General features: G+C 47.3%; 22 protein-coding genes and 1 pseudogene. 12 read left to right on the top strand and 11 right to left on the bottom strand.

Going from position 1 to position 26,955, the window contains the following annotated elements:
* The first annotated feature begins 45 nt into the window (after positions 1-45).
* The 3 genes from R5H20_RS21055 (at position 46) to R5H20_RS21065 (ending at position 2,380) form a co-directional block, all read left to right on the top strand.
* Positions 46-474 (top strand): MarR family winged helix-turn-helix transcriptional regulator, encoded by a 429-nt coding sequence (locus tag R5H20_RS21055; protein WP_006639359.1) that lies wholly within the window; start codon positions 46-48, stop codon positions 472-474.
* Positions 475-477: 3 nt separating this feature from the next.
* Positions 478-1,671, top strand: coding sequence for an MFS transporter (locus tag R5H20_RS21060; protein ID WP_006639360.1), 1,194 nt, complete (start codon positions 478-480; stop codon positions 1,669-1,671).
* Between the two features lie 136 nt (positions 1,672-1,807).
* Positions 1,808-2,380, top strand: a complete 573-nt coding sequence (locus R5H20_RS21065) for an undecaprenyl-diphosphatase (RefSeq protein WP_006639361.1) — start codon at positions 1,808-1,810, stop codon at positions 2,378-2,380.
* A 53-nt stretch (positions 2,381-2,433) separates the two neighbouring features.
* Here the strand turns inward: R5H20_RS21065 and R5H20_RS21070 are convergent, their stop codons facing one another.
* Both R5H20_RS21070 and R5H20_RS21075 read right to left on the bottom strand, forming a co-directional pair.
* A complete protein-coding gene (locus R5H20_RS21070; RefSeq protein ID WP_006639362.1) occupies positions 2,434-3,363 on the bottom strand; it encodes a manganese-dependent inorganic pyrophosphatase in 930 nt (309 codons plus the stop codon).
* A gap of 162 nt (positions 3,364-3,525) precedes the next feature.
* The gene (locus tag R5H20_RS21075; protein ID WP_006639363.1) at positions 3,526-4,353 is read right to left on the bottom strand and encodes a manganese catalase; all 828 of its coding nucleotides are present in this window, start codon (positions 4,351-4,353) and stop codon (positions 3,526-3,528) included.
* A 160-nt stretch (positions 4,354-4,513) separates the two neighbouring features.
* On the opposite strand from R5H20_RS21075, the gene R5H20_RS21080 reads away from it, so the two are divergent.
* From R5H20_RS21080 to R5H20_RS21090, 3 genes are all read left to right on the top strand, one after another.
* Entirely contained in the window at positions 4,514-5,239 is a 726-nt protein-coding gene (locus R5H20_RS21080) for a YqjF family protein (protein ID WP_006639364.1), read from the top strand.
* Positions 5,240-5,434: 195 nt separating this feature from the next.
* Positions 5,435-5,950 (top strand): TetR/AcrR family transcriptional regulator, encoded by a 516-nt coding sequence (locus R5H20_RS21085; RefSeq protein ID WP_006639365.1) that lies wholly within the window; start codon positions 5,435-5,437, stop codon positions 5,948-5,950.
* A 79-nt stretch (positions 5,951-6,029) separates the two neighbouring features.
* Positions 6,030-6,977 (top strand): SDR family NAD(P)-dependent oxidoreductase, encoded by a 948-nt coding sequence (locus R5H20_RS21090; protein ID WP_006639366.1) that lies wholly within the window; start codon positions 6,030-6,032, stop codon positions 6,975-6,977.
* Between the two features lie 120 nt (positions 6,978-7,097).
* Here R5H20_RS21090 and R5H20_RS21095 read toward each other — a convergent pair whose 3' ends face one another.
* A complete protein-coding gene (locus tag R5H20_RS21095) occupies positions 7,098-7,508 on the bottom strand; it encodes a CBS domain-containing protein (protein ID WP_006639367.1) in 411 nt (136 codons plus the stop codon).
* 62 nt (positions 7,509-7,570) lie between these two features.
* A complete protein-coding gene (locus tag R5H20_RS21100) occupies positions 7,571-8,527 on the bottom strand; it encodes a magnesium transporter CorA family protein (protein WP_155011472.1) in 957 nt (318 codons plus the stop codon).
* Between the two features lie 168 nt (positions 8,528-8,695).
* Between R5H20_RS21100 and R5H20_RS21105 the strand changes: the two genes are divergently transcribed.
* The 4 genes and pseudogenes from R5H20_RS21105 to R5H20_RS21120 all read left to right on the top strand — a co-directional run bounded on the left by R5H20_RS21105 (position 8,696) and on the right by R5H20_RS21120 (position 12,484).
* A complete protein-coding gene (locus tag R5H20_RS21105) occupies positions 8,696-9,994 on the top strand; it encodes a hemolysin family protein (RefSeq protein ID WP_006639369.1) in 1,299 nt (432 codons plus the stop codon).
* Positions 9,995-10,150: 156 nt separating this feature from the next.
* Positions 10,151-11,362, top strand: coding sequence for an ammonium transporter (locus tag R5H20_RS21110; RefSeq protein WP_006639370.1), 1,212 nt, complete (start codon positions 10,151-10,153; stop codon positions 11,360-11,362).
* A gap of 18 nt (positions 11,363-11,380) precedes the next feature.
* Positions 11,381-11,731: a P-II family nitrogen regulator gene (locus R5H20_RS21115; RefSeq protein WP_006639371.1), complete on the top strand. Its 351-nt coding sequence runs from the start codon at positions 11,381-11,383 to the stop codon at positions 11,729-11,731.
* A gap of 358 nt (positions 11,732-12,089) precedes the next feature.
* Positions 12,090-12,484 (top strand): annotated as a pseudogene (locus R5H20_RS21120) (hypothetical protein).
* A gap of 457 nt (positions 12,485-12,941) precedes the next feature.
* Here the strand turns inward: R5H20_RS21120 and R5H20_RS21125 are convergent.
* From R5H20_RS21125 to R5H20_RS21135, 3 genes are all read right to left on the bottom strand, one after another.
* The gene (locus R5H20_RS21125) at positions 12,942-13,514 is read right to left on the bottom strand and encodes an ATP-dependent Clp protease proteolytic subunit (RefSeq protein ID WP_006639372.1); all 573 of its coding nucleotides are present in this window, start codon (positions 13,512-13,514) and stop codon (positions 12,942-12,944) included.
* A gap of 13 nt (positions 13,515-13,527) precedes the next feature.
* The gene (locus R5H20_RS21130) at positions 13,528-14,136 is read right to left on the bottom strand and encodes a sigma-70 family RNA polymerase sigma factor (protein WP_006639373.1); all 609 of its coding nucleotides are present in this window, start codon (positions 14,134-14,136) and stop codon (positions 13,528-13,530) included.
* Between the two features lie 132 nt (positions 14,137-14,268).
* On the bottom strand, positions 14,269-15,141 hold the full coding sequence (locus R5H20_RS21135; protein WP_006639374.1) for a stage II sporulation protein SpoIIQ: 873 nt from the start codon (positions 15,139-15,141) through the stop codon (positions 14,269-14,271).
* Positions 15,142-15,343: 202 nt separating this feature from the next.
* Between R5H20_RS21135 and R5H20_RS21140 the strand changes: the two genes are divergently transcribed.
* Positions 15,344-15,850, top strand: a complete 507-nt coding sequence (locus tag R5H20_RS21140; protein ID WP_029419621.1) for a GNAT family N-acetyltransferase — start codon at positions 15,344-15,346, stop codon at positions 15,848-15,850.
* A gap of 35 nt (positions 15,851-15,885) precedes the next feature.
* Here the strand turns inward: R5H20_RS21140 and R5H20_RS21145 are convergent, their stop codons facing one another.
* Positions 15,886-16,329 (bottom strand): YwnF family protein, encoded by a 444-nt coding sequence (locus R5H20_RS21145; RefSeq protein WP_006639376.1) that lies wholly within the window; start codon positions 16,327-16,329, stop codon positions 15,886-15,888.
* Positions 16,330-16,579: 250 nt separating this feature from the next.
* On the opposite strand from R5H20_RS21145, the gene cls reads away from it, so the two are divergent.
* Entirely contained in the window at positions 16,580-18,028 is a 1,449-nt protein-coding gene (gene cls, locus R5H20_RS21150) for a cardiolipin synthase (RefSeq protein ID WP_029419622.1), read from the top strand.
* Between the two features lie 66 nt (positions 18,029-18,094).
* On the opposite strand, the gene R5H20_RS21155 is transcribed toward cls, so the two are convergent.
* From R5H20_RS21155 to R5H20_RS21165, 3 genes are read right to left on the bottom strand one after another with little or no spacing between them, the layout of a single operon-like run.
* On the bottom strand, positions 18,095-19,537 hold the full coding sequence (locus R5H20_RS21155; RefSeq protein WP_081605404.1) for an MDR family MFS transporter: 1,443 nt from the start codon (positions 19,535-19,537) through the stop codon (positions 18,095-18,097).
* Positions 19,534-19,758 (bottom strand): MbtH family protein, encoded by a 225-nt coding sequence (locus tag R5H20_RS21160; RefSeq protein ID WP_006639379.1) that lies wholly within the window; start codon positions 19,756-19,758, stop codon positions 19,534-19,536. Before R5H20_RS21160 ends, R5H20_RS21155 begins: the two co-directional genes overlap by 4 nt.
* Before the next feature lie 30 nt (positions 19,759-19,788).
* Positions 19,789-26,952 (bottom strand): amino acid adenylation domain-containing protein, encoded by a 7,164-nt coding sequence (locus R5H20_RS21165; RefSeq protein ID WP_006639380.1) that lies wholly within the window; start codon positions 26,950-26,952, stop codon positions 19,789-19,791.
* Positions 26,953-26,955: the final 3 nt, after the last annotated feature.

The raw sequence follows: 26,955 nt of genomic DNA on the forward strand, positions 1-26,955 counted from the left end.
AAGTTTATTATTTACCTAGGTAAATATTTAAGAAGGGGCTTTTTTATGGAACACATCAATCGGACACTCATTCACCTCATGAACCAAAGCGCGCGGAAGCTTTCCAAAAAAACGAATGAACAGCTTGAAGCCTTCGGACTTTTTGGCGCCCAATGGTCAATCCTGTACTGCCTTCACACGTACGGCCCGATGACTCAAAAAGACATTTGGACGTATTTGCATGTTGAGGCTCCAACTGTGACGCGGACGATCAACCGCCTTGAGAAAAACGGGTGGGTGCAAAGAATACAAGGCGAAGACAAGAGGGAAAAAGTCGTCAAAATGACGGATGCAGCCGTGCTGAAATATGATGACATTCAGTTGAAAATGAAAGAATTCGAAGAGGAAGTGCTATCAAGTTTCGATGAGAAAGATAAAAAAATGTTCCACCGATTATTACAACAGCTGCTTACAGACAACGAGAAGGAGATGTAGCCTATGAAACAATCCGAGCCTATTTGGACGAGAGATTTTATCATGGTTGTTTTGATTAATTTGTTTATTTTTGTATATTTCTATGCCTTTTTAACAGTTTTACCCGTCTATACGATGCAGGAGCTGGGAGGCTCCGAATCCCAGGGAGGGCTTTTGATCAGCGGGTTCATGCTTTCTGCTATCTTCGCAAGGCCGTTTTCCGGCGCGGTTATCGAACGGTTCGGGAAAAAAAGAATGGCGCTTTTGAGCGTGATCTTATTTACGTTGTCGTCTTTCCTTTACATCGTCATTCAAGATATTTACGTATTATTGGGACTTCGCTTTTTCCAGGGGATTTGGTTCAGCATCATCACGACGGTAACGAGCGCAATCGCAGCAGATTTGATTCCCGCGGCGCGCCGTGGCGAAGGACTCGGCTATTTTGCCATGTCTATGAACCTGGCTGTTGTCATCGGGCCGTTTATCGCTTTGAATCTGCTTAATAACATCAGTTTTACCGCACTGTTCGCTTTGTTTTCAGGAGTCGTGACCATCGGAATCCTCTGTACCGCGCTGGTTCGAATTCCGAAGGGGAATGACAGGACTTCCGCCGTATTCAAATTGTCTTTTTCCAACATGTTTGAAAAAGGCGCACTGCGGATCGCCACGGTCGGATTGTTTGTTTCTTTTTGCTATTCCAGCGTCATTTCGTTTATTTCGGTGTATGCAAAGTCTCTCGGCCTGATTGAAACAAGCAGCTATTTCTTTATCGTTTTCGCGGTAGCCATGATGGTGACACGGCCGTTCACCGGAAAACTATACGACAAGGTCGGCCCCGGGGTCGTCATTTATCCGTCTATTATCATTTTCAGCATCGGGCTTTGCTTGCTTGCCTTTACGAACAGCAGCGGGATGCTTTTACTTTCAGGAGCTGTCATCGGCATGGGCTATGGTTCCATTACCCCCTGCCTGCAGACGCTTGCGATCCAGGCTTCGCCCAAGCACCGCAGCGGCTATGCGACAGCCACTTATTTTACCCTTTTCGATTCAGGGATCGCAGTCGGATCCTTTGTATTCGGGCTGGTCGTCTCACAAACCGGCTTTTCCAATATTTATTTGTTCACGGGAATTTTTGTTCTCATCAACCTTTTCCTGTATACGTGGAGCCAAAAATCTGCCCTCTTAAAAGAAGAACAAAATATATCAATAGCGGATTAACCGCTTCATCATCTTGCCGGGCAAAACATGTGCCCGGCTTTTTTGTTTGACTTCAATTGAAACCTTTTTGAACGTCATAACGTCCCCTAACTGTCTGATAAAATAAGATTCTATTAAAATACTGAAAGGTGATTTTGTGAACTACGAATTATTTAACGCAATCCACAGTCTATCACACCACAGCAATATTCTTGACAGCTTCATGATTTTCGTAACGGAAAAAGCGATTTACCTGTATGCGCTGATGCTGCTCGCGATCTGGCTGTTCGGCGGCTCTTCCTACAAAAAAAGCGTTCTTCAGGCAGGCTTCACAGGCATTTTGGGCTTGGCGGCCAATTATCTGATTACCTTGATTTACTACGAGCCGCGTCCTTTCGTCGCCCACCATGTCGATGTATTGATTCACCATGCCGCTGATGCCTCATTCCCAAGCGACCATACAACGGGGGCTCTGGCTATTTCCATCGCATTCTGGCTCTGCCACCGCAGGCTCGGAAGCTTGATGATCGCCTTTGGATTGTTGACGGGATTCTCCCGCATCTGGGTCGGACACCATTACCCTGTTGATGTGCTGGGAAGCATCCTTGTTTCTGTTTTGGTGTCACTCATTGTACTTAGATTTTCCAAATACTTGACTCCTATTTTCAACTGGATCATTTCCCTCTACGATTCGATCTTGCAGCAGTTGAAAAGAAAGATATTCAGATAAAAAGCAAAAACCCGAACAGAGGATGGCTGGCATCCGGTGTTCGGGTTTTTTCATTACCCTTTTAATGCTTCTGTTAATGGCGGCACAATTTGTTTTTTACGGGAAACTACGCCTTTTAATGTCGCTGTGTTGTCTGCCAATGTGACGTTAAACGCTTGTTCGACCGCTTTTGCAGCCTGTCCTGATGCTACGACGACCGAATCGTTCGTTAAAATGTCTGTGACGACAAATACAAATAAATCCAAGCCTTTTTCAGCAACGACTTTTGAAAGTTCGGCATCCACTTCCTCTTTGCGGGAAAGGACATCGTTCGTGTCGACTGTATTCACCTGGGCAATCTCGACTTTACGGCTGCCCATTGTAAATTCTTTGGCATCAAGCGAAAGAAGCTGAGGAATCGTTTTTGCACTTAGATCGGCGCCTGCTTTCAGCATGTCCAAACCGTAGCTTTCGGCGTCAACCCCTGCGATTTCAGCCAGTTCTTTCGCAGCCTTTACATCTTCTTCCGTGCAAGTCGGCGACTTAAATAGAAGGGAATCCGAGATGATCGCTGACAGCATCAATCCGGCGGTTTCTTTTTTAATGTCGACCCCGTTTTCTTTATAAAGCTTGTTTAAAATCGTCGCCGTGCATCCCACAGGCTCTGCGCGATAGTACAATGGATCGCTTGTTTCGAAATTGGCGATCCGGTGGTGGTCAATGACTTCAAGCACGCGCACTTGATCCAAATCATCGACGCTCTGCTGGCGCTCATTATGGTCAACCAAGATGACGCTGTCCGTTTCATTGGCAACTGTCTCAACAAGGCGGGGAACCTCTGCTTTAAATTGGTCAAGCGCATACTGGGTTTCGCCGTTGATTTCGCCTAAGCGGACGGGCTCTGCTTCCATGCCGAGCTTATTTTTCAATTCTGCATATGCAATCGCTGAACAAATCGTATCCGTATCCGGGTTTTTGTGGCCAAAAATAAGTACTTTACTCATGATCTGACTCCTTACTTGTTTTTTATAGTAAGCTTACCTGACAATAAAAAAATCTGCAAACCTGTCACTTATTTTATAATATTTATGAAGAAATTTGTATGTATGAAAAAAAAAAGAGCCCTTCAGCTCTTTTTCATCTGGCTTACAGATTGATCTGCATAGTCATGTTCTCTGAACATCAGGAAGCGTATTGTGGCTTTGTTTTGGAGCCGGCTTTAAGACCGGTTTTTCTCCATATGCGACCGGGCCGTTCTCATAGTTGAACGCCGCCCCGTCAGGCGCAACTTCTTTCAGCCAATCCAGCCGGGCGCTTTCCTCCCCTTCTGAAAAGTTGTATAACGTATGGGAAAACTCTTCCTTTTCGTACTCTTTCGGAACGGTGCTCGGGACGATGACGCCCTCTTTCTCTTCCAAATCCTTGATGGCCGCGATCCACTGGTTTTGATGCATCGTATCCCTCGCCAAAAGGAAGCCGAGCATGTCCTTTACGCCTTTATCATCCGTCATTTCATAAAGTCTGGCCACCTGCAGCCTGCCTTGTGATTCCGCATTGACGTTTGCGCGCATGTCGGCGAGGAGATTCCCGCTGGCTGCGATATATCCCGCATTCCACGGAACACCGGTGCTGTTTTCCGGCATTGCGCCAAGTCCGGAAACGATCGCATGGTGCGGGTTCATCCCTCCCATGATGGAACCGATCACAGGGTCTTCAGCCGCTTTTTCCTGTTCATAGACAGGAGCATCTTCCAACAGTCGCGCAATCATCGTCGCGATCATTTCCACATGGCCGATTTCTTCAGCTGCCGTATCCATAAGCAGATCTTTGTATGTTTCGTTCCCTCTCGTGTTCCAGCCCTGGAACAAGTATTGCACCGCCACAGAAATCTCCCCGTACTGCCCGCCGAGAATCTCCTGCATTTTCTTGGCGAACAGCGGATCAGGTCTTTCAGGCTTTGCCGGATATTGAAGCACTTTCGAATGTTTGAACAAGCCAATCACTCCTCCGCTTTTTTGTAACTGTTTTTATCTACCCGCGAGAGGAGAAGGCAAAACAGCTGAATATGCTGCAATGTGCTGCTTCGATTGTTTACATTTGAACATTTTAAATATAATAAACCAAAAAGAGCCAGTCTTAAGGAGGACATCTCCCATGATAATGAACACGTCTCACCGGCCGTTTCCGCTTCCAAAAGGCCCCTGGATGATGACCCAAACGTGGAACGATGTATTGTTCGCCCATTGGGCGGTTGAACCTCAATCCCTTCGCGGCATCATTCCGGCGGCTCTGGAACTGGAGACATGTAGCGGGAAAGCCTGGATCAGCATCCTTCCTTTTCTGCTGACGAATCTTCGGCCGCGTTTTTTGCCGCCTCTGCCTTTTATCAGCAGATTTCCGGAACTGAATGTCCGAACATATGTCACATACCGGGGCATACCGGGAATTTATTTTTTCAGTCTTGACGCCGCTTCACGTTTAGCCGTTTTAAGCGCCAGGACTTTTTTCCATTTGCCGTATTTTCATGCCGACATGGACTTTTCCAGAGAAGAAAACCACGTGCAGTTCACCAGCAGAAGATATGGTTCAGACGCGGATTTCCGTGCACGCTATAGACCGCTGTCAGACCCCTTCACCGCACAGAAAGGAACACTCGACCATTGGCTGACGGAAAGATATCGGTTGTATACCGTACACAACGGCCGGGTGTACTATGAAGACATCCATCATTCCCAATGGCCGCTGCAACAGGCGGAAGCAGATTTCCACCAAAACCAGGCAGCCGCAGCAAGCGGTCTCTCTCTGCCGGATACCGCCCCTCTTCTTCATTACGCCAAAAAACAGCACGTCTTATTTTGGCCGCTGCAACAGGCCCGGTGATCGAATGACCGGAACTAGCGCCAAAGGAAATGATGAAAAGATATGGCTCTGTCTATTGTGAAATATACGCTCAACAAAAGACTGCAACATCCCAACACATTTCCATTTCAGATTCCCTGCTTGAATGTGAAATGGAAGTATGCTATCATCTTAGTAATTGATCAATCAATAACAAATATAAGGAGGTGGCACATCATGAAGCAGAGAAAGGAGAATCGAAGGGAAGAGATTCTTGAAGCTGGATTAGAGGTGTTTTCAGAAAAAGGATATTATAATACCACTACAGCATTAATTGCAGAAAAAGCCGGCATTTCTCAGCCCTATATATTTAAATTTTTCAAAACGAAAGAAGAATTGTTTGCTGCAGCTCTAGACAGAGCTTTTGACAGGATACTCCAAACATTTAAAAATGTAGAAGCCCGTCCCGAGCAAATCGTTGCAAAAATGATCGAGGCATATGAAGAGCTGTCTGTATCACATCCTCATGAAATCGCCTTGCAGGTAATAGGACTTTCAGTGACAGAAGAATCAATAAGAAATTGTACAAAAGCGGGTTTATCCCGTATTAGAAGCTATACTTTGGAAAGATTCCAATCAGCGAATGTCCCGAATGCAGAGGAGGAAGTAACAACCTTCTTAGCTAGGGGAATACTTTGCAACATTTCTTATTTTTTAGATTTACCAGAGATGATCCATAATGAAACAAAGTAGATAACCGATTTATTTCGGTTTTTATTCCCGCGTTAGTTATTGATCAATCAATAACTACAACAATAAGGAGGAAAATAAAATGGAAAAAGCAATCGTTTTAGGAGCAACGGGGGGCACGGGTCAGGCAATTGTGTCAGAATTACTATCCAGAAATAAACAGGTAATCGCCTTCGGACGTTCCGAAAAGAAATTGAAACAATTAATGAAAGAACATCACTCTACAGCGCTATTAACTTATAAGCTAGGTGACGTCTTTGATTACAAGACCATCGTAGAAGCAGCAAAAGATGCAGATGTCATATTCCAATGTGCCAATGTTCAATATCATGAAATGGCAGAGAAACTCCTTCTTCTTGGAGAGAGTGTAATGAAGGCGGCAAATATTTTAGGTAAGAAAATAGTGATTGTAGACGGAATATATGTTTACGGTCGCCAAGTAGCTAAGGGAGATGAAAATCATCCGAAACAACCTCATACAAAAAAGGGAAGGATCAGGGTAGATTTTGAAAATTTAATCTTTAATAAGAGATGGACATATGCAAAACCTTTAATTGTCAGGCTGCCGGATTATTACGGAAAAACTTCGCAAAACTCTTATTTACACCCTACATTAACCGGAATGGCAGCAAATAAAGTGTCTGTTTTTATTGGAAATCTAAAAACGCCTCGCGAATATGTTTACTTACCAGACGCCGCTAAGATGATTGTGGAAATTGCAAACAAAGACGATTCTTACGGAGAAAATTGGAACATTCCCGGCGCCGGCTTAATTTCAGGAAAAGACATCATAAAAATTGTACGCGACATTACCGGACATTCAAAATTAGTGATTCCATTAAATAAAACCGCCATTCGTATAAGCGGGTTGTTTGATCCGATTATGAAGGAAGTAGTGGAAATCATGTATCTTACAGAAGAAGCATTTGTTCTAAGCGGAGAAAAATATGAAAAACGAATAGGAAAGATTCCCGCCACATCTTATCAACAAGGGTTAAAGGAAACATTACACTTCCTCATGAAAAAATAGAACAAGCAGAGGATGATGCTCTCCTTAAAATTGATAATTTGTTATTGATTAATCACTAACAAAAATTAAATCGGCCGGCAATTCCAAAAAAGGAAGAGCAAAAACGCTCTTCCTTTCAGCCTAGGCCGGTTTTGAAATTTCGCTTAACGCCTCTCCGGCTTTTTGATCTGCAGCATTCGTTACGGAAAGATCCCCCAAAGCAACAATTCCGACTAAACGTTCATTTTCCACAACCGGCAGCCTGCGAATTTGATGATTGGCCATCAGATCGCCGGCTTCTTCAGCCGACATACCGGGATCGCCCGTCACCAATTCGGTGCTCATGATATCCCGGGCGGCGACATCAATGGCATTTTCCGCCACACATCTGACGACAATATCGCGGTCCGATACGATTCCTACCAATGTTTCATTCTCACAAACAGGGATGGAGCCGACATTTTGATCGCGCATTTTGCCTGCAATTTCTGTAATCGCTGCTGAAGGCTCGCAGCACTCGGCATTTTTGGTCATCAAGTCTCTCAGTTTCATGCGGGATTCCTCCTTTATCATTGGTTTAGTATGTGCTTTTCCGAAAAAACCGGCCTCTAAACCTATTTAAAAGAGCTCTTTCTTTTCATATATTTCTTTTTATCTTTCAATAAATCACCCGTCCAGCCTTTCTTTTTCAAATACAGATACACCATCACCGTCGAAAAGCCGATCAGGACTAGCGAATACAAATAGCCGTATTTGAAAGACAGCTCAGGCATATACTTAAAGTTCATTCCCCAAAGCGCGCCGAAAGCGGTCACAGGCGTAAATAACGTCGTGAAAATGGTCAAGGCTTTAAAAATTTCATTTCCCCTGTGCGATGTCACCACTTCCTCGGAATGGAGCAGATAATTGATATCATTGGCATAATCTTTGATAAGCGTTATGACTCTATCGATTTTATAAAGCGTCCGGCACTGCTCGATCCCATCAAAATGTTTCGATACAAATGCTTCTTTAACAGCCATCGCCAGTTTTTTCATCGTCATGACAAGGCTTTTCATGATCAGCAGCTCATGCCGGAGTTTGTGAATGGCCTCAATGATGCTTTTATTATTATCATGATAAAATTTCCATTTTAATGTTCGAAGGTTGTTTTCAAATTGCTCAAGTTCGACGAAATAGGCATTGACCAGCTCTCCCACCAGCACCAAAAACGCTTCAGGCGCATCTTTGCACCTGTTGAGCTGATGCTCCACCTGTTTTGGATGAACACCTTCAAAAACAGAAAGATCGAAGTTCATTGTAAAAAGACAGTCTTTCGTTAAATAAAAGTGGAAAACGGAACGATTATGTTCTTCTTCTGCATCCTGCTGATAAATAAGGGAGCCGTACAGCGCCTCGCATTCATTGGATGCGACATTGATCTCAAGACAATTTATGTTCTCTGAAGGAACGCCCAGAAACCATTTTTGGCATTCCGGCCAATGATGGGTTTGAATCAGCTCAAGCGCTTTTGTTTTTTCCTGAGGGCCAAGCCGATGCCAATTCCAGCCCTTTCCATAAAAAATCTTCATTATTCTCAAAGCCTCCTGTTCATCCTGTTCATACCGCCTTATTGTTCTTTGCCCGCGGTTCTGATAAATAAACCTGATGTTTGCGCGGCATATGCAGGTGGTATGAAGCCAATATGATACCGATTAAGAAAAGGAGGTGTGCGCCTTCTTTTTTCGGAAGGCCGGGCATTGGATTTCCTAAAACTGACCGCAGTGGCGATTTTAATTGCGCTGACGGGTTTTTTCGTAGCGGTTGAATTCGCCATCGTAAAAGTAAGAAGAACAAAAATCGACCAATTGATCGTAGAGAAAAAAAGGGGCGCGCTGGCTGCAAAGGAAGTCACCTCGCATCTTGATGAATATTTATCGGCCTGTCAGCTTGGGATAACGGTGACAGCGCTTGGTCTTGGCTGGCTCGGTGAACCGACGATGCAAAGTCTGCTTCACCCCTTTTTTGCAAAATTCGGGCTGGATGAACCGGTGACACATATCATGACATTTTTGGCCGCGTTTTTGATCGTCACCTATTTGAACGTAGTCATCGGCGAATTGGCGCCTAAAACCTTCGCCATCCAGAAATCGGAGAACATTACACTGCTTTTTGCACAGCCGATGATCTGGTTTTACAGAATCATGTTTCCTTTTATATGGCTGCTCAATCATTCAGCCCGCATCATCACGGGTCTATTCGGACTGAAGCCGGCATCGGGACAGGAATTGGCCTATACGGAAGAAGAGCTGAGAACCCTTTTGTCTGAGAGCTATCAAAGCGGAGAGATCAATCAAAACGAATTAAAATATGTGAACAATATTTTCAAATTCGATGAACGAATGGCGAAGGAAATCATGGTTCCTCGCAATGAAATGACCGCCTTATCCCTTGATGACGGCATCGAAAAAGCGAAACAGCTCATTAAAAAAACGAAGCATACCCGTTTTCCGGTGATGCAGGAAGACAAGGACCACATCATCGGGATGATCAATGTGAAAGAATTGCTGCTCGCTGAGCTTGCGGGCGATGCTTCCTTTGAAACAAAACAGTTTGCATCATTTATCCACCCCGTCATTCGTGTGATCGAAACCATTCCCGTATACCAGCTGTTCGTCAAAATGCAGAAAGAACGGACCCATATGGCGATCCTCGTCGATGAGTACGGGGGAACCTCCGGCCTGGTGACAGTTGAAGACATTGTCGAGGAAATCGTCGGCGATATTCGCGATGAATTTGATGATGAGGAAATTCCCGATATACGGAAACTGGATGAAGACCATTATCTTCTGAACGCCAAAGTGCTTGTCAGCGATGTCAACGATCTGCTTGGAATTCATTTGTCAGAGGAGGAAATCGATACGATCGGCGGCTGGTTTCTGACCCAAAATGTCGACAGCAGGCCGGGAACCGAAATACAATGTGACGGCTACAATTTTAAGGTGAAAGAAATGGACAGCCACCGGATCATGTTGATCGAAGTAACAAAAGCCGATTAATCCGGCTTGCGGCGCTGATTTCGGCCGCCCCTACCCCCCTCCTGCTGCTTTTCTCCCAAAAAACCATGTTAGGAAACCTTACATGTTCATCGTGATATCGTACTTTTATCACTATACTGAAAGAAAAACATCATTTTTACGACGGAGGAATGTGACATGCAGATGGGGGATACAGTATTTATGTTCTTTTGCGCTCTGCTCGTGTGGCTGATGACGCCGGGCATCGCTTTATTTTACGGGGGATTGGTCAGAAGCAAAAACGTACTGAGCACAGTGATGCACAGCGTGTCATCAATCGCAATCGTATCAGTCATATGGATTCTGTTCGGGTATTCTCTTGCTTTTGCACCGGGGAATCCCCTGATCGGAGGCTTGGACTGGGCCGGGCTGCACGGAGTGGGATTTGAGCCGAATTCCGATTATACAGAGACGATTCCGCATACACTTTATATGATGTTCCAATTGACGTTCGCAGTACTGACGACTGCGATTATTTCAGGAAGCTTTGCTGAACGCATGCGTTTTCCGGCATTCATTCTGTTTTCAGTCTTGTGGGTCGTGCTTGTCTACTCTCCCGTCGCCCACTGGGTATGGGGCGGCGGCTGGCTTGCCGAGCTCGGGGCTCTTGATTTCGCGGGAGGAAACGTCGTCCATATTTCATCAGGTGTGGCCGGTCTTGTTGTTGCAGTTGTTCTCGGCAAACGGAAAAACATCAGCAACACGGCTCCCCACAATCTGCTTTTGACATTGCTGGGTGCAGCGCTGATCTGGTTCGGATGGTTCGGGTTTAACGTCGGAAGCGCCCTGACGCTTGATGAAGTGGCGATGACCGCTTTTATCAACACCAATACGGCCGCTGCTGCCGGAGTGGTCGGCTGGCTGTTGGTCGAATGGCTGATCAATAAAAAGCCGACAATGCTCGGAGCGGTCTCCGGAGCCATCGCCGGGCTTGTAGCCATTACACCCGCCGCAGGCTTCGTCACTCCGTTCGCTTCGATTTTGATCGGATTTATCGGAGGCGCCGTCTGCTTTTGGGGCGTGTTCTCCCTCAAGAAGACATTCGGCTATGATGACGCGCTTGATGCCTTCGGTCTTCACGGCATCGGTGGTACATGGGGAGGCATTGCGACAGGCCTGCTTGCCACAACATCTGTTAATTCCAACGGAGCCGACGGCCTTTTCTATGGAGACATCAGCCTGCTTGGGAAACAGCTGATTGCCATTTGTGCAACATATTTGTTTGTCGCGGTGGTCACTTACGCTATTATAAAGGTAGTCAGCATCTTCTTTAAGCTCCGTGCAACCGAAGAGGAAGAGTCTCTCGGGCTCGACCTTACGATGCACGGCGAAAAAGCGTATCAAGATTAATGGTCAGGGAGTGAGGGAATGAGCGGTCAAATGTATAAGGTTGAAATTGTAACGCGTCCTACAAACTTTGAAAAGCTGAAAACCGAGCTGGCGAAAATCGGTGTCACATCCATTACATTTTACAATGTACACGGATGCGGCCTGCAAAAAGGACATACAGAGCTTTACCGCGGGGTAAAGCGGGAAAGCAATGTATATGAGCGCTTAAAAGTTGAAATCGTCGTCAGCAAGGTCCCTGTGGAAAAGGTGGCTGAGACGGCCCAAAAAGTGCTCAAAACCGGAGAACCCGGAGACGGCAAAATCTTTATTTACGAAATTCAAAACACCATCAACATCCGTACGGGCGAAGAAGGCCCTGACGCTTTATAAATAATTGAAGCTCCCGGCGCAGAAATGCGGGGAGCTGTTTTTTGTTTAGAGTGGCAAACATAACAACTTGAATGATTAGGGATTGAGGATAATTTTATTGGAACATATTTCGAAAAAAGGTTGAGCAGCTTCTTCCTTTATACTCTATAAAAATCATTTCCAAGTGTTTCCTCGCGCCTTGCGATTATGTTGACCGGGTATTCGCTTACTAAGATGATATTGAACAGCACGATTCCAGAGCAAAATGTTCTTCCATAGCCCTTCGAACTTAAATTTTAATTACTTTGCAACATGTCTATAATTAAAATTCTCCAGAAATCATTATTTTTACAATATAACCCCAGAAAATAAATTAATAATGCAGAAAAAAATTGCAATCTCACTATTTACAGCTGCTCTTTTGCTAGTTGTATGCTTCACTGGCAGTTCAGAAGCATTTGCTATGCATTCAAAAGGAGCAATTAAATTTAAAACAGATGCTAATACATATTCAAAGCACGCTATTTCTATTGTCGTAACAGGCACCTTGCGTGAGGATAATGACATTGGTTATACAGTATTGCTGTATAAAAAGGCCGAACAGCCCCAGTGAAAATGATAGAAGCAGATCATAAGATGAGTACACGCAATTTCAGGGCAGTCTTTTCAACAAAAAATATTCCGGCAGGCAAGTATGATGGGATTGCAGCACAGAGCTGGGGATATAAAGATTGGCATGGAAAGCTGCAACATTATATTACTGTTCAACATTAAAATTAATGGTATGAACAGATTAAAATCATAAAGGCTCAGCTTTTGATTTCATCTGAAATTTTCAAAAAAACATTTTATTACAAAATCCCGGGACTTTTTATCTTTCTTCCTCTTTCATTTTTTTAGTTTTCTTAGCGGATAGAAATCGTTCAGCAGTTATCTTCTCCCCAGAATGCTAATAAAGCTGTAAATCTCTTAGATTTTGATTGATGTGAATACGATTAGCATACCATCAAAAAAACGCATGGAGCCATGAACTGTTGGCTAATCGAATACCAATCTTTAATCCTTTACAAAAGCCATGGCCGCTACAACAATCACGAAATCCCCCTTTTTGTTTAATAATGAATGCCCACGGTTTAAACAAATTAGGGGGATTTCAATAATATACAGCTACCATTGAGGTCAGCCTCAAAACCTTTTGAATACATAAGGCTTTTAGTCTATAGAGTATTTTTCACAAAATGTCATCAACGATGCCGTATGTCTTCGCTTCCCCGGCATCCATAAAATAGTCGCGTTCCATGTCTATTTTTAGTTTTTCAAGCGGCTGCCCCGTCCGTTCATGGAAAAAGTGCTGTATTTTTTCCTTTAGCTTGATGATCCGCCTCGCGGAAATCTCCATGTCTGTCGCCTGGCCTTTGACGCCGCCGAGCGGCTGATGGATCATGATTTCGCTGTTTTTGAGAGCATACCGTTTTCCTTTTGTTCCGCCCGCAAGAAGGATCGCCCCCATTGACGCCGCCATCCCGACGCAGATCGTGCGGATATCCGGTTTCACATATTCCATCGTATCTAAAATCGCATATCCGGCTGACGTAGAACCGCCGGGGCTGTTGATATAAATCGAAATATCCTTTTCGTCATCCTCCGCTGACAAAAACAGCAATTGGGCGGTAACCCGATTGGCCAGATCGTCCGTAAATTCCGAGCCGATCATAATGATGCGGTCTTTCAAGAGCCTTGAAAAAATGTCGTAAGACCTTTCTCCCGCCGCTGTTTTTTCTATGACATACGGAATGGTGTTCATGCCTTTTGCCTCCTTAGGCAGCACACCTCATCATGCTTATGCAGGACGGCTGCGAAGCATTGGAAAGCCACGTCTGTCTCGCATATTCAAGCAGGTAATCCGGATTATGAAATAAAATCGCATCAATCAGCAGCCTGCCATGGTCCGGGTCACTCTCCCCGGCCGCCTCCTGTTGGAGAAAATCCCGGGAAAGGGTTTTGATGCGCTGGCGCGACCTGAATAACAGCGATTTGACGGATGATTCCGGTTTGTCGAGCATCTCAGCGATTTCGTGCAGCTGATAAGCAAACACATCCTTGAGCAAAAAGATCGTCAGCTGCTTCGGTGTCAGCGCACCCGCCAGTTTTTTGACCACATGCTCAAATTCATCCGCCGCTTTCATGCTTTCTGACTGCTCCCTCTCCTGATGCCATTCCGAAAGAAAACATTCGCGTTTTCTTTTTCGAAGCTGGTCAATCCATTTATGCTTCGCAACCGTTTTTTGATAAGCGGGCGAGGCGTCTGCTTGTTTGATTTCCATTAATTTCAGGATTGTATCCTGAGCCAAATCCTCTGCGTCCCATTTATCACCGGTGATCATCATGCAGTATTTCATCAACGCTTTCTGCTTTAATTCATTCATGAATGAATTCACACTCCTTAAAAGAGGCCTCTTACTTTAATAAACGGATTTCCCCCCTGAATGGATACGGGTATTTAAAAAAATTGTAACAAAAAAACGCCTATCTTAAATGATAGGCGTAAACAGTATGTGTTACGGCTGTTTTGAATCTTTGGTCTGGCCCTTGTCCTGAGCGCCGGAATCATCAGAAGAATCTTCCGTTTTTGTTTTACCGTTAGTACCAGTGCCGTCTTGTTTGTCTTCTGTTTTCGGTTTTTCCACATCAGAAGGCGGAGCAGGTTCTTTTGCTTGTTCAGAAGCCTGTTTTTCCATTGCTTTTTCAATGGTTGACACCGGCTTGTCCATGAAGTTCAACGGATTCAAAGCCACTCCGTCTTTGCGGATTTCAAAATGCACGTGATTTCCGCTTTCTTCATTGTAAAGGTTTTTGCCTGCTTTGCCGATGACTTGGTTTTGCTCGATTTTGTCGCCTTGTTTGACGCTCACTTCAGACAGAGATTGATACACGGTTGATAAACCGTCTTCATGCTCGATTTCAACAACATAGCCTAACACAGGGTCTTTTGCAGCCTTGATCACCGTACCGCTGAGAGATGCGGAAACATCGAATGTTTTTCCGTCTTTCTCTGCCAAGTCGATACCTTTGCTCATGCTATACGTGTTATCATAGTTTACAAGTGCTGCTTCTTTCTCTTCTTTAGATGCGTTTGTTTCAAAGAATTTTTTCACGACGGAAACATTCTCTGAATCAACAACCGGCATTGCAACATTTTCGACTGGTTTGCCTACTTCTACCGCGTCATCACGGTTATCATAGGCTGATTTCTTGCCATCTTGTGCAAGCTTGTCTTTCACATCGTGATTAGATGCTGATTGATACCAAAGAACAGCAGTTAAAACAACGACCGCACTGATCAGATAGATGGCGGGAAATACCCAGCGTCTGCGGAAAAACTTTTGCAGCTTTGTGATTTTGGAAGTACGATTCTTTTCTTCCTCTTTCATTCTTTCATCACCTCAGCAACATTCTGAACACTTTTCAGAAAATATATACATTTGCAAAAAACTTTTTTTCTCATTAGTTTTTGCAGACTAGCCCACAAATATGTAAAAAAGCGGAATAAAGCATGCATGATTGCCGAAAAAACAACGGCAGCAGCTTTTTTTTGCACCGATAAAATCGAACAGGAAAGGACAGAATAAGATCATGAAATTGCGCATCGCCAAACAAGACGATCTGCAGACAGTCGTCGATATCTATAATTCCACCATTTCTTCACGGATGGTCACGGCTGATACAGAACCTGTAACAGCAGAAGACAAGCTGGACTGGTTTTTGCATCATACTGAATCAAGGCCGCTTTACATCGTGGAGAATGAAGCGCAGGAATGCATCGGCTGGATCAGTTTCGAATCATTTTACGGCAGACCCGCATATGCCAAAACCGCGGAGGTCAGCATCTATCTTCATAAAGCGCATCGCGGAAAAGGTGCGGGCTCGGCCGTTTTAAAAAAAGCGCTCAACGCGGCGTCCGGCCTAGGAATCCGTTCATTGATGGCGTTTATTTTCGCACATAATGAACCGAGCATCAGGCTTTTTCAAAAATTCGGTTTTTCTGAATGGGGGCATTTTCCGGGGATTGCCGAGATGGACGGACATCGCTATGATCTGAAAATACTGGGGAAAGAATTAAAAGAAGGCGAAACATTCTGACGAAAAAAAGAGCTGTCCGTCAGCTCTTTTCATTGTTATTCAGCCAGGCGCTGCCTTCTGTTTTCTTCTTCATGCAAAAACTCCATGAAATTGCTCATGACGGTAAACGGCTGTTCTTTCACCGCCCTGACATAGCGGTTTTTCCGCTCTTCAGACAGGACTTCGCTTTTTTGCATCCGATCGAGAATATACTGAAACACCTTTTGCTGAACATTGCGCTTTTGGTAGGATGACTCCCTGAACAGGGCCATTCCAAAGGCGGCGCCTAAAGCGGCGATGCCCATTTTGATGAACGTGTCCATACCGAAAGACATATGTCCCCAGAAAGATGATAGGTAAACCAATGAGACAAGCAGCACCGGAACCGCTATAAATAGAAAGATCATTCTTTTCTTTAAGATCGGGGCAGCTACCTGTTTCAGGTTTTCCATCTCCCTTCTCATAAAGGCGGGCATTTGGTTAAATGTATCAAGATCCATAAAAAATCCCTCCTGCTTTCAATAAAAGAGATCCTGTTTCCAACATGAAATCGCGTTTTTTATATTTATATCGTAACTTAGTTCTAATATGTTTTACAGTTTTTTGCCTTAAATCTTTCTTTTAAAGGAACCTTCCTGCTTTTTTCTCGTATAACATGACATAGTTGCTTGAATGATAAGTAACTGATATAAATGGAATGTATCAAAACAAATCCGTCTTGCGAGGTTCAACATGGATATTATTAAAAACATTAGTATCACATCGATATTTCTCGGTTTTGCATTGGTTTTAAACACCCTTTTGGCTATCGTTGTGATCTTTAGGGAACGCCGCGATGCAAGCGCCTCCTGGGCTTGGCTCCTGGTTCTCTTTTTTATCCCGCTTTTAGGTTTTATTCTTTATCTGTTGTTCGGACATAGTTTAAAACGAAAACACCTCTTTCACTGGGAGGATCAGAAAAAGATCGGGATTGAGAAAATATTGGAGCAGCAGCTCGCCAAATTGAAAGACCGCGAATTCCAATTCCGAAATAAAGCGACGGCAGACAGCAAAGATTTAATTTATATGCACATTATTAATAACCATGCCGTGTTTACAGAAGATAATGCCGTTGAGCTGTTGACGGACGGACGCCAGAAGTTCGACCGGCTTCTCCGTGACATCGAAAACGCCAAGGATCATATTCATTTGCAATATTACATTTATAAAGGCGATGAAATCGGTAAGAAGCTGCGGGACGCGCTTATCAAAAAAGCGAAAGAAGGCGTGGAAGTCCGTGTACTTTATGATGAATTGGGTTCACGAAGTTTGCGGAAAACCTTTTTTAAAGAACTGAAAAAGGCCGGAGGATATGTTGAAGTCTTTTTTCCTTCCCGATTTAAGTTTATCAACCTGCGCATGAACTATCGAAATCACCGCAAGCTTGTCATCATCGACGGGATCATCGGATATGTAGGAGGATTTAATGTCGGAGACGAGTACCTCGGTTTGAATCCCGCGTTCGGCTATTGGCGGGATACGCACCTTAGAATCAAGGGAACCGCCGTCCACTCCATTCAAACGCGTTTTATCCTTGACTGGAATCAGGCCTCTCATCACCATGACATTACATACAAGTCCAACCATTTCCCTGAGTGTGGATCTCACGGAAACATCGGCATGCAGATTGTCACAAGCGGTCCCGATTCGGAATGGGAGCAGATCAAAAACGGCTATATTAAAATGATTTCGACTGCCAAGCGGTCCATTCTGATTCAAACGCCGTATTTCATCCCTGACGCAAGCCTCCTTGACGCTCTCAGAATCGCCTGCCTGTCCGGCGTTGACGTCAGAATTATGATTCCGAACAAGCCTGACCATCCTTTCGTCTATTGGGCGACTCTTTCTTATATCGGCGAGCTTCTCAAAGCCGGCGCCTCTGTGTTCATTTATGATAACGGCTTTATTCATGCGAAAACAATTGTTGTAGATGAGGAAATCGCTTCAGTCGGAACGGCGAATATCGATATGCGCAGCTTCAAGCTGAATTTTGAAGTCAATGCCTTTTTATATGATGAGGAAATTGCAAAAAGCCTTGTCCTGTCATTTGAAAAAGATCTGAAGGTATCGAAAGAATTGACCTATGAAGAATATCAAAACCGAAGCAGAAGCGTCCGGTTCAAGGAATCGATTTCGATTCTCCTGTCCCCGATTTTATAGCGGAGCGAATTCGCGGCCTGTTTATCGGCAAATTGAATCCCCCTGGTACCTCCCAGGGGGATTTTTCTATCGCCCGCTCCCCTCCGCTCGTGCCTTCCGTGTTTCTGATCGGGAATGCGTACCCATGCCGGGAGCAGCATCAGCATCACGGATACGAAGCGCGAAACATAAAGCAGCCGCAAGGAATCCCGCCGCACCGAGCAAAGCTATCCGGTAAGCGCTAAGATCCGGCTGCAGGTCTTCCGTATGTTGACTCATGACCGCGAGAAGGCAGGACATGACAGCGACGCCTAAAGCAGAACCGAGCCGATTCTGTACATGAAACAAGGTCGTTGCCCGCCCCATTGAAGCTGAAGAGATGTTGGCAAAAGAAGCGATCTGAACCGCGCCGACCGCCTGTCCCAAGAAAAAACCCGCCAAAAATAGCAGCCCTCTCAGAAACCATGGGTTTGCCCCGGGTCCTGTCAAGCTAAGCAGAGCAAACATCACAGCCCCACACAACAATACGGCGGAGATCAGCCGGCGCGGACCAAGTTTTGCAAAAAGGCGGGGCATCAGCTGAGAAGCAAGCATCAGCCCCAATGCTTCCGGAAACGTAATCAGGGCTGTATCGAGAGCTGAGTGATTCAGCACTTCCTGGTACATCAGCGGAAATACGTACAGCATGCCCAGCAATCCGGCTGCAGAGAACAGCGATATGAAGCTCATCGTTCCGAAAACCCGATCGGCCAGCAAACGCAGATTAAGCAGCGGATCTTTGACATGAAGCTCGACAAAAACGAGGATGGTCAAAAGAACAAGTCCGCCGATTCCGGCTGCAAGTACACCTGGCGAACCGAATCCGTTCACCGGTCCCTGATTGAGCGCAAAAACCGCCAGCGCCACTCCCGGTGCTGAGAGAAGAAAGCCGGGCAGATCAAATGCCCCTGCTCCTGATTGAATATCCTCATCAAGGAAGAACAGACCGAACAGCAGAATGATCAATCCAATCGGAATATTAATGTAGAAAATCCAGCGCCATGACAACTGATCGGTAAGAAATCCGCTGATGATCGGCCCGAGCGCGGGAGCCACGGCAACCGGAAGAACAAGAACACGTGAAATTTTTGGCCGTTCATGCGGAGGAAACGTCCTGAACAAAATCGCCATTCCCACCGGCGTAATCAGTCCCCCGCCGGCACCCTGGATGACGCGGAACAGATTTAATCCATTGAGATCTCCGGCTAGTCCGCACAATGCAGATGCAGCTGTAAACATCCCGAGCGCTATCAGAAAGATCCGCTTTGTACCCCAGCGGTCGCCAAGCCATCCGGCAATCGGCAGGCATACGGCGAGACTGACCAAGTATCCGATATTGACGATGCCGGCGGCCGACGGGGACGTCTGAAACTCCTTTATGATTGTCGGCAGCGCCATGTTGACGACGCTCGCGTCCATCGCCGCCATAAACATCGCTGTGACATATACGACACTGACAACCGTCCTTTGCTTGAACGGCCTCATATTCAGTCTTCACCGCCGTGAACCCCGAGTGCTGGCTTCAGGCTGTTCGGACGAAGATCGCTCCAATTTGAGCTAATATATTCAACACAATCGCTTCGATTTGCTTCACCAAAGACAGCGGCCCAGCCGGACGGCACATCAATAAAAGCCGGCCAGAGCGAATACTGGCCTTCGCTATTCATCAGGACAACATATGTGCCGTCTTCATTTTCAAAAGGATTCGTCATCATTCTCTCCCCCTTCTTTCTTTAAAAGCCCTACTTTAAAACAGCTAATTTTTCTGCGAGGATGCGGCCAATTTCGGCAAGCGGCTCCGGCTGGCACAGATCCTTGTGCCGGCAGTCAATATCGTGCTGCTCGATTTCCCCATTCAAATAAGGAAGCCATGATTCCGGCTCAATCGGATCAAACCATTCCGGAATGACGGTTGATCTGAAGAACAGGAGATTTCCGTGATAAGTTTTAGGTTTATAAGCGCTTAAAATACGCACTGAATTAACATAGGTCTCCTTTAGGTTCATTATCGCTGATTCATCGAGGCTGGCCAGCGCACTGCCGTCGCGCCGCAAGATTTCAATCGCGTTTGACAGCTCAAGCGGCTCCCCGTCAAGACTATCCGGATCATATCCGCCTAAAGCCAAGAGGGCAATAAGCGCTTCCTGCTCATCAGGAGCATCCTGAATCGGAAGGAAATGATTCGGGTAAGCATCAAGCATGACGAGAAGGGAAATGTCTTCGCCTTGTTCCTGCAGCTGGGTTGCGATTGCATGAACAACATTGCCTCCGAGAGACCAGCCGAGAAGACGGTAAGGTCCGGCCGGCTGAATGCTTCGGATATGGCGGATATAATCAGCAGCCATCTCATCCAATGTCTCCGGTAATGTTTCCCGCTTCGCGATGCCCCGTGCCTGAAGGCCGTAAATCGGATACTCTTTGCCGAGAGACGTCATCAAACCGGCGTAGCACCAGCTCAGTCCTCCTGCAGGATGTACACAAAACAGAGGCAGTTCAGCACCGCCCGCCCTCAGCGGAAGCAGCACATCCAGCGCGCTCCGGCTGCCGCCGACCTCAAGGCGTTCAGCAAGGCCGCTGACAGTCGGCGCTTCCAGCAAGTCGCCGATGCCGATCTCAGCTCCGAGCGCTTCACGGATGCGGCTCATCAGCTGGACAGCAAGCAGTGAATGTCCGCCAAGCTCGAAGAATCCATCATCAATCCCGACCCGCGGCACGTTCAAAATTTCTGAAAACAGGTCGCACAATATCTCTTCTTGCGGCGTGCGCGGACCCCTTCCCTTAACAGCCGCTGTAAAATCGGGTTCAGGCAGCGCTTTGCGGTCAAGCTTGCCATTCGGTGTCAATGGCAAAACGTCAATTTTCACAAAAGCCGCCGGAACCATGTAATCAGGCAGAGTCCTTGAGCCGTGCCGTCGCAGCTCAGCCGGCTCCGGCCCTTCCTCTGATGCAGGAACAATATAGGCGATCAGACGCTTATCCCCAGGCTGGTCTTCCCGCACAACAACAGCGGCCTGATCCACTTCATCATGCTGTACAAGCACAGATTCAATCTCGCCCAACTCTATTCGGAAGCCGCGGATTTTAATTTGCTGGTCAGCCCGCCCCATATAATCAAGAGTTCCATCCGGGCGCCAGCGGGCCAGATCACCCGTACGATACATCCGCGTTCCGGGCGGACCATACGGATCAGCAACAAACCTCTCGGCCGTCAAATCAGGTCTTCCCAAATATCCCCGGGCAAGGCCGCTTCCGGATACATAAAGCTCTCCGGCCACTCCCGGCGGAACCGGCTCAAGACATGAATCAAGCACATAAACGCCAAGGTCGGGTATCCCGCAGCCAATCAAACTGTTGGCTTTTAAAGCCGCGATCTTCTGATCAAGGGAAATGTAGCTGACGTGCACCGTCGTCTCCGTTATGCCGTACATATTGATCAATCTCGGGAAATAGTCGGGATGACGCTGATACCAGTCTTCCAGCCTGCTCAGTTCAAGCGCCTCCCCGCCGAAAATGACAAAGCGCAAGGAGAGAAGTTTTCCAATTTCAGGATTGTCGCGATCCGCCTGCATCAGTTGATAAAATGCCGATGGGGTCTGGTTGAGAACCGTCACGCCTTCATTTACGAGCAAGCGCAGAAAGTCGGCAGGCGAACGGCTGATGGCATGCGGAACCACAACAAGCCGGCCACCATGCAGCAGCGGGCCCCAAATTTCCCAAACTGAAAAGTCAAAGGCGTAAGAATGAAACATCGTCCAGACATCAGCTGCACTAAAATGGAACCATTGCTCTGTCGCTCCAAACAGACGGACAACATTCTGATGCGGAATCACCACTCCTTTTGGTGTACCGGTCGATCCGGATGTATAAATGACATACGCCGGATGAAGGGGCGAGAGCGGCTCTAGCCGGTCTGCATCGCTCGGATTCGCATCAGCATACTGTTTGAGCTCTGCTTTTATCCGGGAATCATCGAGCACAATCCGCGGAACAGCTCCTGCGTCAGAAATGCGCGAGTCAACCTCTGAATTTGTGATTACGCAGGCAGGCCGGGCATCTTTCAGCATAAAAGCGATTCTGTCAGCCGGATAATCCGGATCAAGCGGAACATATGCCGCGCCCGCTTTAAGTACAGCCAGCAGGCCGACAACCATATCCAATGATCTTGGCAGCGCCAAGGCTGCGAATTGTTCAGGACCGAGCCCTTTGGCAATGAGCAGCCGGGCCAGCCGGTTCGCACGCTTGTTGAGTTCGCTGTATGTCAGAGTGTCATCCTCAAATATGACGGCGATGGTTTCAGGAATTTCGGCGGCCTGTTTTTCAAACAATACCGGCAAACTTGCCTCAGGCACTTTCAATGAGGCTTTATTCCATTCAGACAGCATCATTTGGCGTTCTTCAGGCAAAAGGATTTCCAGCCGCCCGATCGGCTGATCAGGATCGGCTGCAGCGGACTCAAGCAGCTTCAATAGCCGCACCGCCAGCGCTTCAGCCGTATCACGCTTAAATAAGTCTGTACTGTATTCGAGGAATCCCGCAATGCCTGCCGGTGTTCCGTCCGGATTCCGCTGTTCGCGAAGTTCAATCGTCAAATCAAACTTGGCGGCGCCGACGTTCCGGATTTCAAGATTGGATTCGAGACCTGGAAGCTCAAGCGCCGGTTCAGGCGTATTTTGGAATGCCAGCATAATTTGAAAGAGCGGATGTCTGGCACGGGACCGGGCAGGGTTGAGAACTTCAACAAGACGCTCAAAAGGAAGATCCTGATGTTCATAGGCATTGAGATTTACGTTTCTGACCCTGCCGAGAAGCTCGCGAAAGCTGGGATCACCTGATGTGTCAGTCCGCAGCACAAGCGTATTGATGAACATTCCGATAAGCCCGCCTAATGAATCGGCGCTTCTTCCCGCGATTGGGCTGCCGATTGGAATGTCGGTTCCGGCTCCCATTCTTGTAAGCAATGCGGCTAGACCCGACTGCAAAATCATAAACAGACTGACTCCGCTGCTTCTCGCCAAGCTGAGCAGACGGCTGTGCAGCTCCTGCTCAAGCTCGAGCTGAATCGTGTCACCTTGATAGCTTGATTCAGCAGGCCGCGGGAAATCGGTTGGAAGCTCAAGCTGATCGGGCAGACTTTCAAGCGTCTTTGTCCAGAATGTCAGCTGCCTTGCAATCAGGCTATCCGGATCACTCTCACTGCCAAGCAGACTTTTCTGCCAGAAGGCATAGTCGGCATACTGTACGGGCAGCGGCTGCCACTCCGGAGCAGCATCCTGACAGCGGGCATTGTAGGCGGCTTCCAAATCACGGGTCAACGGCGTCAGAGACCATCCATCACCGATCATATGGTGAAGAAGCAGCAGTAGGACATATTTGTCCTGCCCAAGCACGAAAAGCTGAGCGCGAAACTGAGGCTCTTCAGCCAGGTTAAAGCTGTACCTTACAGCTTCAGCAAGCACTCTCTCAATCTGATTTTCGCTGACATGGGAGACGAGCAGCTTAGGACGGGCCTTGTCCGGATCCAATATAAGCTGGCATGATGTCCCCTGCCTTTCGGGGAAAATCGTTCTCAACGGTTCATGCCGTTCAGCAACATCGCCAAGAGCCTTTTCAAGCGCATCGCGATTCAGACGGCCGCTCAAATTGACAACAACCGGAATATTGTAGGTAGGACTCGGGCCTTCCAAACAGTATAAAAACCATAAACGCCGCTGGGCAAAGGAAAGAGGAATTTCTTCCCGCCGCTCAAGCTTCTGCAGCTCTGGACGGACGCTTTCCGCCTTGTCAAGCTGTTTGGCAAGTCCGGCGGCAGTCGGTTCGTCAAATAAACGGCCGATTCCGAGTTCCGCTCCCAATACTTCGCGAATACGGCTGACGAGCCGTCCGGCCAGAAGCGAATGTCCGCCAAGATCGAAGAAGCTGTCATCAATGCTGACGCGCGATATCCCCAGAACCTCAGCAAACAGATCACACAAAATTTCCTCCTGCGGTGTCCTCGGCTCGCGTCCGGCTGCTTGTCCGCTTATCACGGGAGCCGGCAGCGCTTTGCGATCAAGTTTTCCATTTGGCGTAAGCGGAAGCTCTTGCAGAATGACAAATGCAGACGGCACCATATAATCAGGTAGCGTTTCACTGACATAGCGGCGGAGCTCAGCCGGATCAGGACTTGCTTCCGGAGCCGGAACGATATAGGCGGCCAAGCGGGGATCCCCCGGATGGTCTTCGCGAACGACAGCGGCAGTCTGATGAATATCAGGATGGCCGGAAAGCACCGTGTCAATTTCCCCCATCTCGATGCGGAAACCGCGGATCTTAATTTGGTGATCCGCCCGTCCGATATATTCAAGAGAGCCATCCGAACGCCACCGTACGAGATCGCCCGTCCGATACATCCGGGTACCCGGCGGTCCGTAAGGATTGGCGATAAAACGCTCAGCCGTCAGACCGGGCCGGCCTAAATAGCCGCGCGCCACCCCCGCACCGGCGATATAAAGCTCTCCGGCCACTCCCGGAGGAACAGGCTGCAGGCCTGCATCCAACACATATACTTGTGTGTTCCAAATCGGACGGCCGATTGAAGGCGCTTCTTGCTGATCGTTTTCCAGCGCGGCAGAGGTTGACCAGATCGTTGTTTCAGTCGGCCCATAAAGGTTTGTCAGCTGACAGTCCAGTTTTTGCAATCGCCGGGCAAGGCTGCTTGGAAGGGCCTCGCCTCCGACAAGCACTCTGAGTCCGCGAAGCTTTTCCGGAACGCTTGTCGCCAATGCATGCCACAGAGTCGGTGTTGCCTGCATTATCGTAATGTTTTGCTCATCAATCATGTTCGCCAGCGCCGGAGGATCTTGAACAATCTCCTTCTCAGCGATGATGAAGGAGGCACCGCTGAGAAGCGGCAAGTAAATCTCCAGCGCCGATATATCAAAAGCAACCGTGGTAACCGCCAAAAGCCTGTCATGGCGCTGAAGAGAAAAAGTCTCCTGCATTGATAAAAGAAAATTGCATAAGCTTTCAGCTGATACAACGACTCCCTTAGGTCTGCCGGTAGACCCGGACGTATAAATCATATAGGCAGGCTGAAGAGGCGACCGTTTTCCATTGTGATCCGCATCAACCGGGTTATCAGAAGAGTAGTGACAGATTTCAGTGATGGTGTCTTGTTCATCAATGACCATTCTTGCTACATTTGCATGATCGGAAATACGAGCCGCGGCCTCCTTGCTCGTGATGACGAGCATCGGCTGTGCATCGCCGAGCATATAATCGATCCGGTCAGCCGGATATTCTGGATCGATAGGCAAATAAGCCGCTCCGGCCTTGAGGACGGCAAGCATACTGATTACCATTTCTGCGGACCGCGGCAGAGCCAAAGCAACAAACCGCTCCGGTCCGGCTCCTCTTTCAATCAGCAAATGGGCCAGCCGGTTCGCCCGTTCATTCAGTTCGGCATAGCTGAGAACATCTCCCTTAAACACTAAAGCCGGCGAGTTTGGATTTTCTTCCGCCTGCATCTGAAATAATTCAGGAAGAGTGGTCTCGGGAAGTGAATGATCAGTTTCATTCCATTTGATAAGCAACTGATGGCGTTCTTCAGGAAGCAGAAACTCTATTTTTCCAATCGGCACATCTTGTTGAATACCGGATATTTTTTTTAGAAGAATCAGAAAACGTTGCAGATGTTTTTCGAGTTCACTGTCCTTGTATACGGCAGGATTGGCATCTATATTTACCTTTAAGCCGTTTCCCCCGGGCCTCCCGTAAATGTTGATTGATAGGTCGTCTACAGGTCCTGTCGTAAGATTGTGAACAACGCCGAGATGACCGGCAAAGTTCAAACTGTCGGAAAACGGCATCAGATTAATCTGCGGACCGAATAGCCGCTGGTTTTCGCCAAGCAGCTTCAGATCGCGGCGCAGCTCTTCATGGCGATAATGCTGGTGCCTGCGAATTTTCATGATTTCCTCTGAGATCTGCTTCATAAGCTTGGCCGCACCCATCTCAGGCCGCATGGACAGGCGAAGCGGCAGAAGATTCATAACCATGCCGGGAATATTCAGCGAAGCTGAGCCTAAACGGCACATCATCGGCAATCCGAGGACGACATCGCTTGCGCCTGTAAGACGGTGAACATAAATGGCCGCTGCCGCGATCACTGCTTCATGCCAGCTTGCCCCAGTCAAGCTTGCCGCAGACGGGAGACGATCGGCATGTTCCGCGGGAAGATGTGCAGAACGGCGAAGAAAGCTGGAGGAAGTTCTCGGCGCCCTGTCGGCAAGACTGACCACCTCAGGTTCATCACCGAAGCGGTCAAGCCAAAATTGGCGGTCCTTTTGATATTGATCTGATGAACGATACTCCTCATCTTCCTTGAGAATCGAATCAAGAGAACCAAAGGATCTTTGATCATCAACCGACATGCCTCGTACGAGCGCGGTATACAATTTTGAAAGCCTCTCGGCAATCAGTGTAAAACTGAAACCGTCAGTTGCGATATGGTGTGCCCGGTGATACCAGAAATAAAGCTCTGGCGCCGCTTTAAAAAGTGCTTCTGTAAAAAGCGGACCGCTGCTCAAGTTGATCGGCCGGGCAAGATCGGCTCTCATCCATGCTTCAGCCGCTTTCCTCGGGTCTGTCTCGGAACTGACATCGATGAAATGAAATGGAAAATCTGTTGAACGATCGATGACCTGCCACGGCCCATCCTCATCTTCTCCGAAACGGGCATGCAATGCATCCGCTTCTTCAATGACGCGGCAGAGCGCTTTCTCAAAAAGATGATGATCAATCGGACCGCTGATTTCAACATATTCAGCGGTATTATAGATCGGATTTTGCGGATCAAGCTGCTGTGCATACCAAATGCCGGCCTGTGCTCCGGTTAATGGCCTGCGATGATCTTGACATTCAGGCATTAT

The sequence above is a fragment of the Bacillus sp. KICET-3 genome, from assembly GCF_033261025.1.
GTDB classification, from domain to species: domain Bacteria; phylum Bacillota; class Bacilli; order Bacillales; family Bacillaceae; genus Bacillus; species Bacillus sonorensis.

Bases quoted from the DNA above. Each gene is read 5' to 3' on its own strand.
- R5H20_RS21055 (WP_006639359.1), top strand. From the start codon at position 46: ATGGAACACATCAATCGGACACTCATTCACCTCATGAACCAAAGCGCG.
- R5H20_RS21060 (WP_006639360.1), top strand. From the start codon at position 478: ATGAAACAATCCGAGCCTATTTGGACGAGAGATTTTATCATGGTTGTT.
- R5H20_RS21070 (WP_006639362.1), bottom strand. From the start codon at position 3,363: ATGAGTAAAGTACTTATTTTTGGCCACAAAAACCCGGATACGGATACG.
- R5H20_RS21080 (WP_006639364.1), top strand. From the start codon at position 4,514: ATGATAATGAACACGTCTCACCGGCCGTTTCCGCTTCCAAAAGGCCCC.
- R5H20_RS21085 (WP_006639365.1), top strand. From the start codon at position 5,435: ATGAAGCAGAGAAAGGAGAATCGAAGGGAAGAGATTCTTGAAGCTGGA.
- R5H20_RS21090 (WP_006639366.1), top strand. From the start codon at position 6,030: ATGGAAAAAGCAATCGTTTTAGGAGCAACGGGGGGCACGGGTCAGGCA.
- R5H20_RS21095 (WP_006639367.1), bottom strand. From the start codon at position 7,508: ATGAAACTGAGAGACTTGATGACCAAAAATGCCGAGTGCTGCGAGCCT.
- R5H20_RS21100 (WP_155011472.1), bottom strand. From the start codon at position 8,527: ATGAAGATTTTTTATGGAAAGGGCTGGAATTGGCATCGGCTTGGCCCT.
- R5H20_RS21110 (WP_006639370.1), top strand. From the start codon at position 10,151: ATGCAGATGGGGGATACAGTATTTATGTTCTTTTGCGCTCTGCTCGTG.
- R5H20_RS21115 (WP_006639371.1), top strand. From the start codon at position 11,381: ATGAGCGGTCAAATGTATAAGGTTGAAATTGTAACGCGTCCTACAAAC.
- R5H20_RS21125 (WP_006639372.1), bottom strand. From the start codon at position 13,514: ATGAACACCATTCCGTATGTCATAGAAAAAACAGCGGCGGGAGAAAGG.
- R5H20_RS21130 (WP_006639373.1), bottom strand. From the start codon at position 14,136: ATGAATGAATTAAAGCAGAAAGCGTTGATGAAATACTGCATGATGATC.
- R5H20_RS21135 (WP_006639374.1), bottom strand. From the start codon at position 15,141: ATGAAAGAGGAAGAAAAGAATCGTACTTCCAAAATCACAAAGCTGCAA.
- R5H20_RS21140 (WP_029419621.1), top strand. From the start codon at position 15,344: ATGAAATTGCGCATCGCCAAACAAGACGATCTGCAGACAGTCGTCGAT.
- R5H20_RS21145 (WP_006639376.1), bottom strand. From the start codon at position 16,329: ATGGATCTTGATACATTTAACCAAATGCCCGCCTTTATGAGAAGGGAG.
- R5H20_RS21160 (WP_006639379.1), bottom strand. From the start codon at position 19,758: ATGACGAATCCTTTTGAAAATGAAGACGGCACATATGTTGTCCTGATG.
- R5H20_RS21165 (WP_006639380.1), bottom strand. From the start codon at position 26,952: ATGCCTGAATGTCAAGATCATCGCAGGCCATTAACCGGAGCACAGGCC.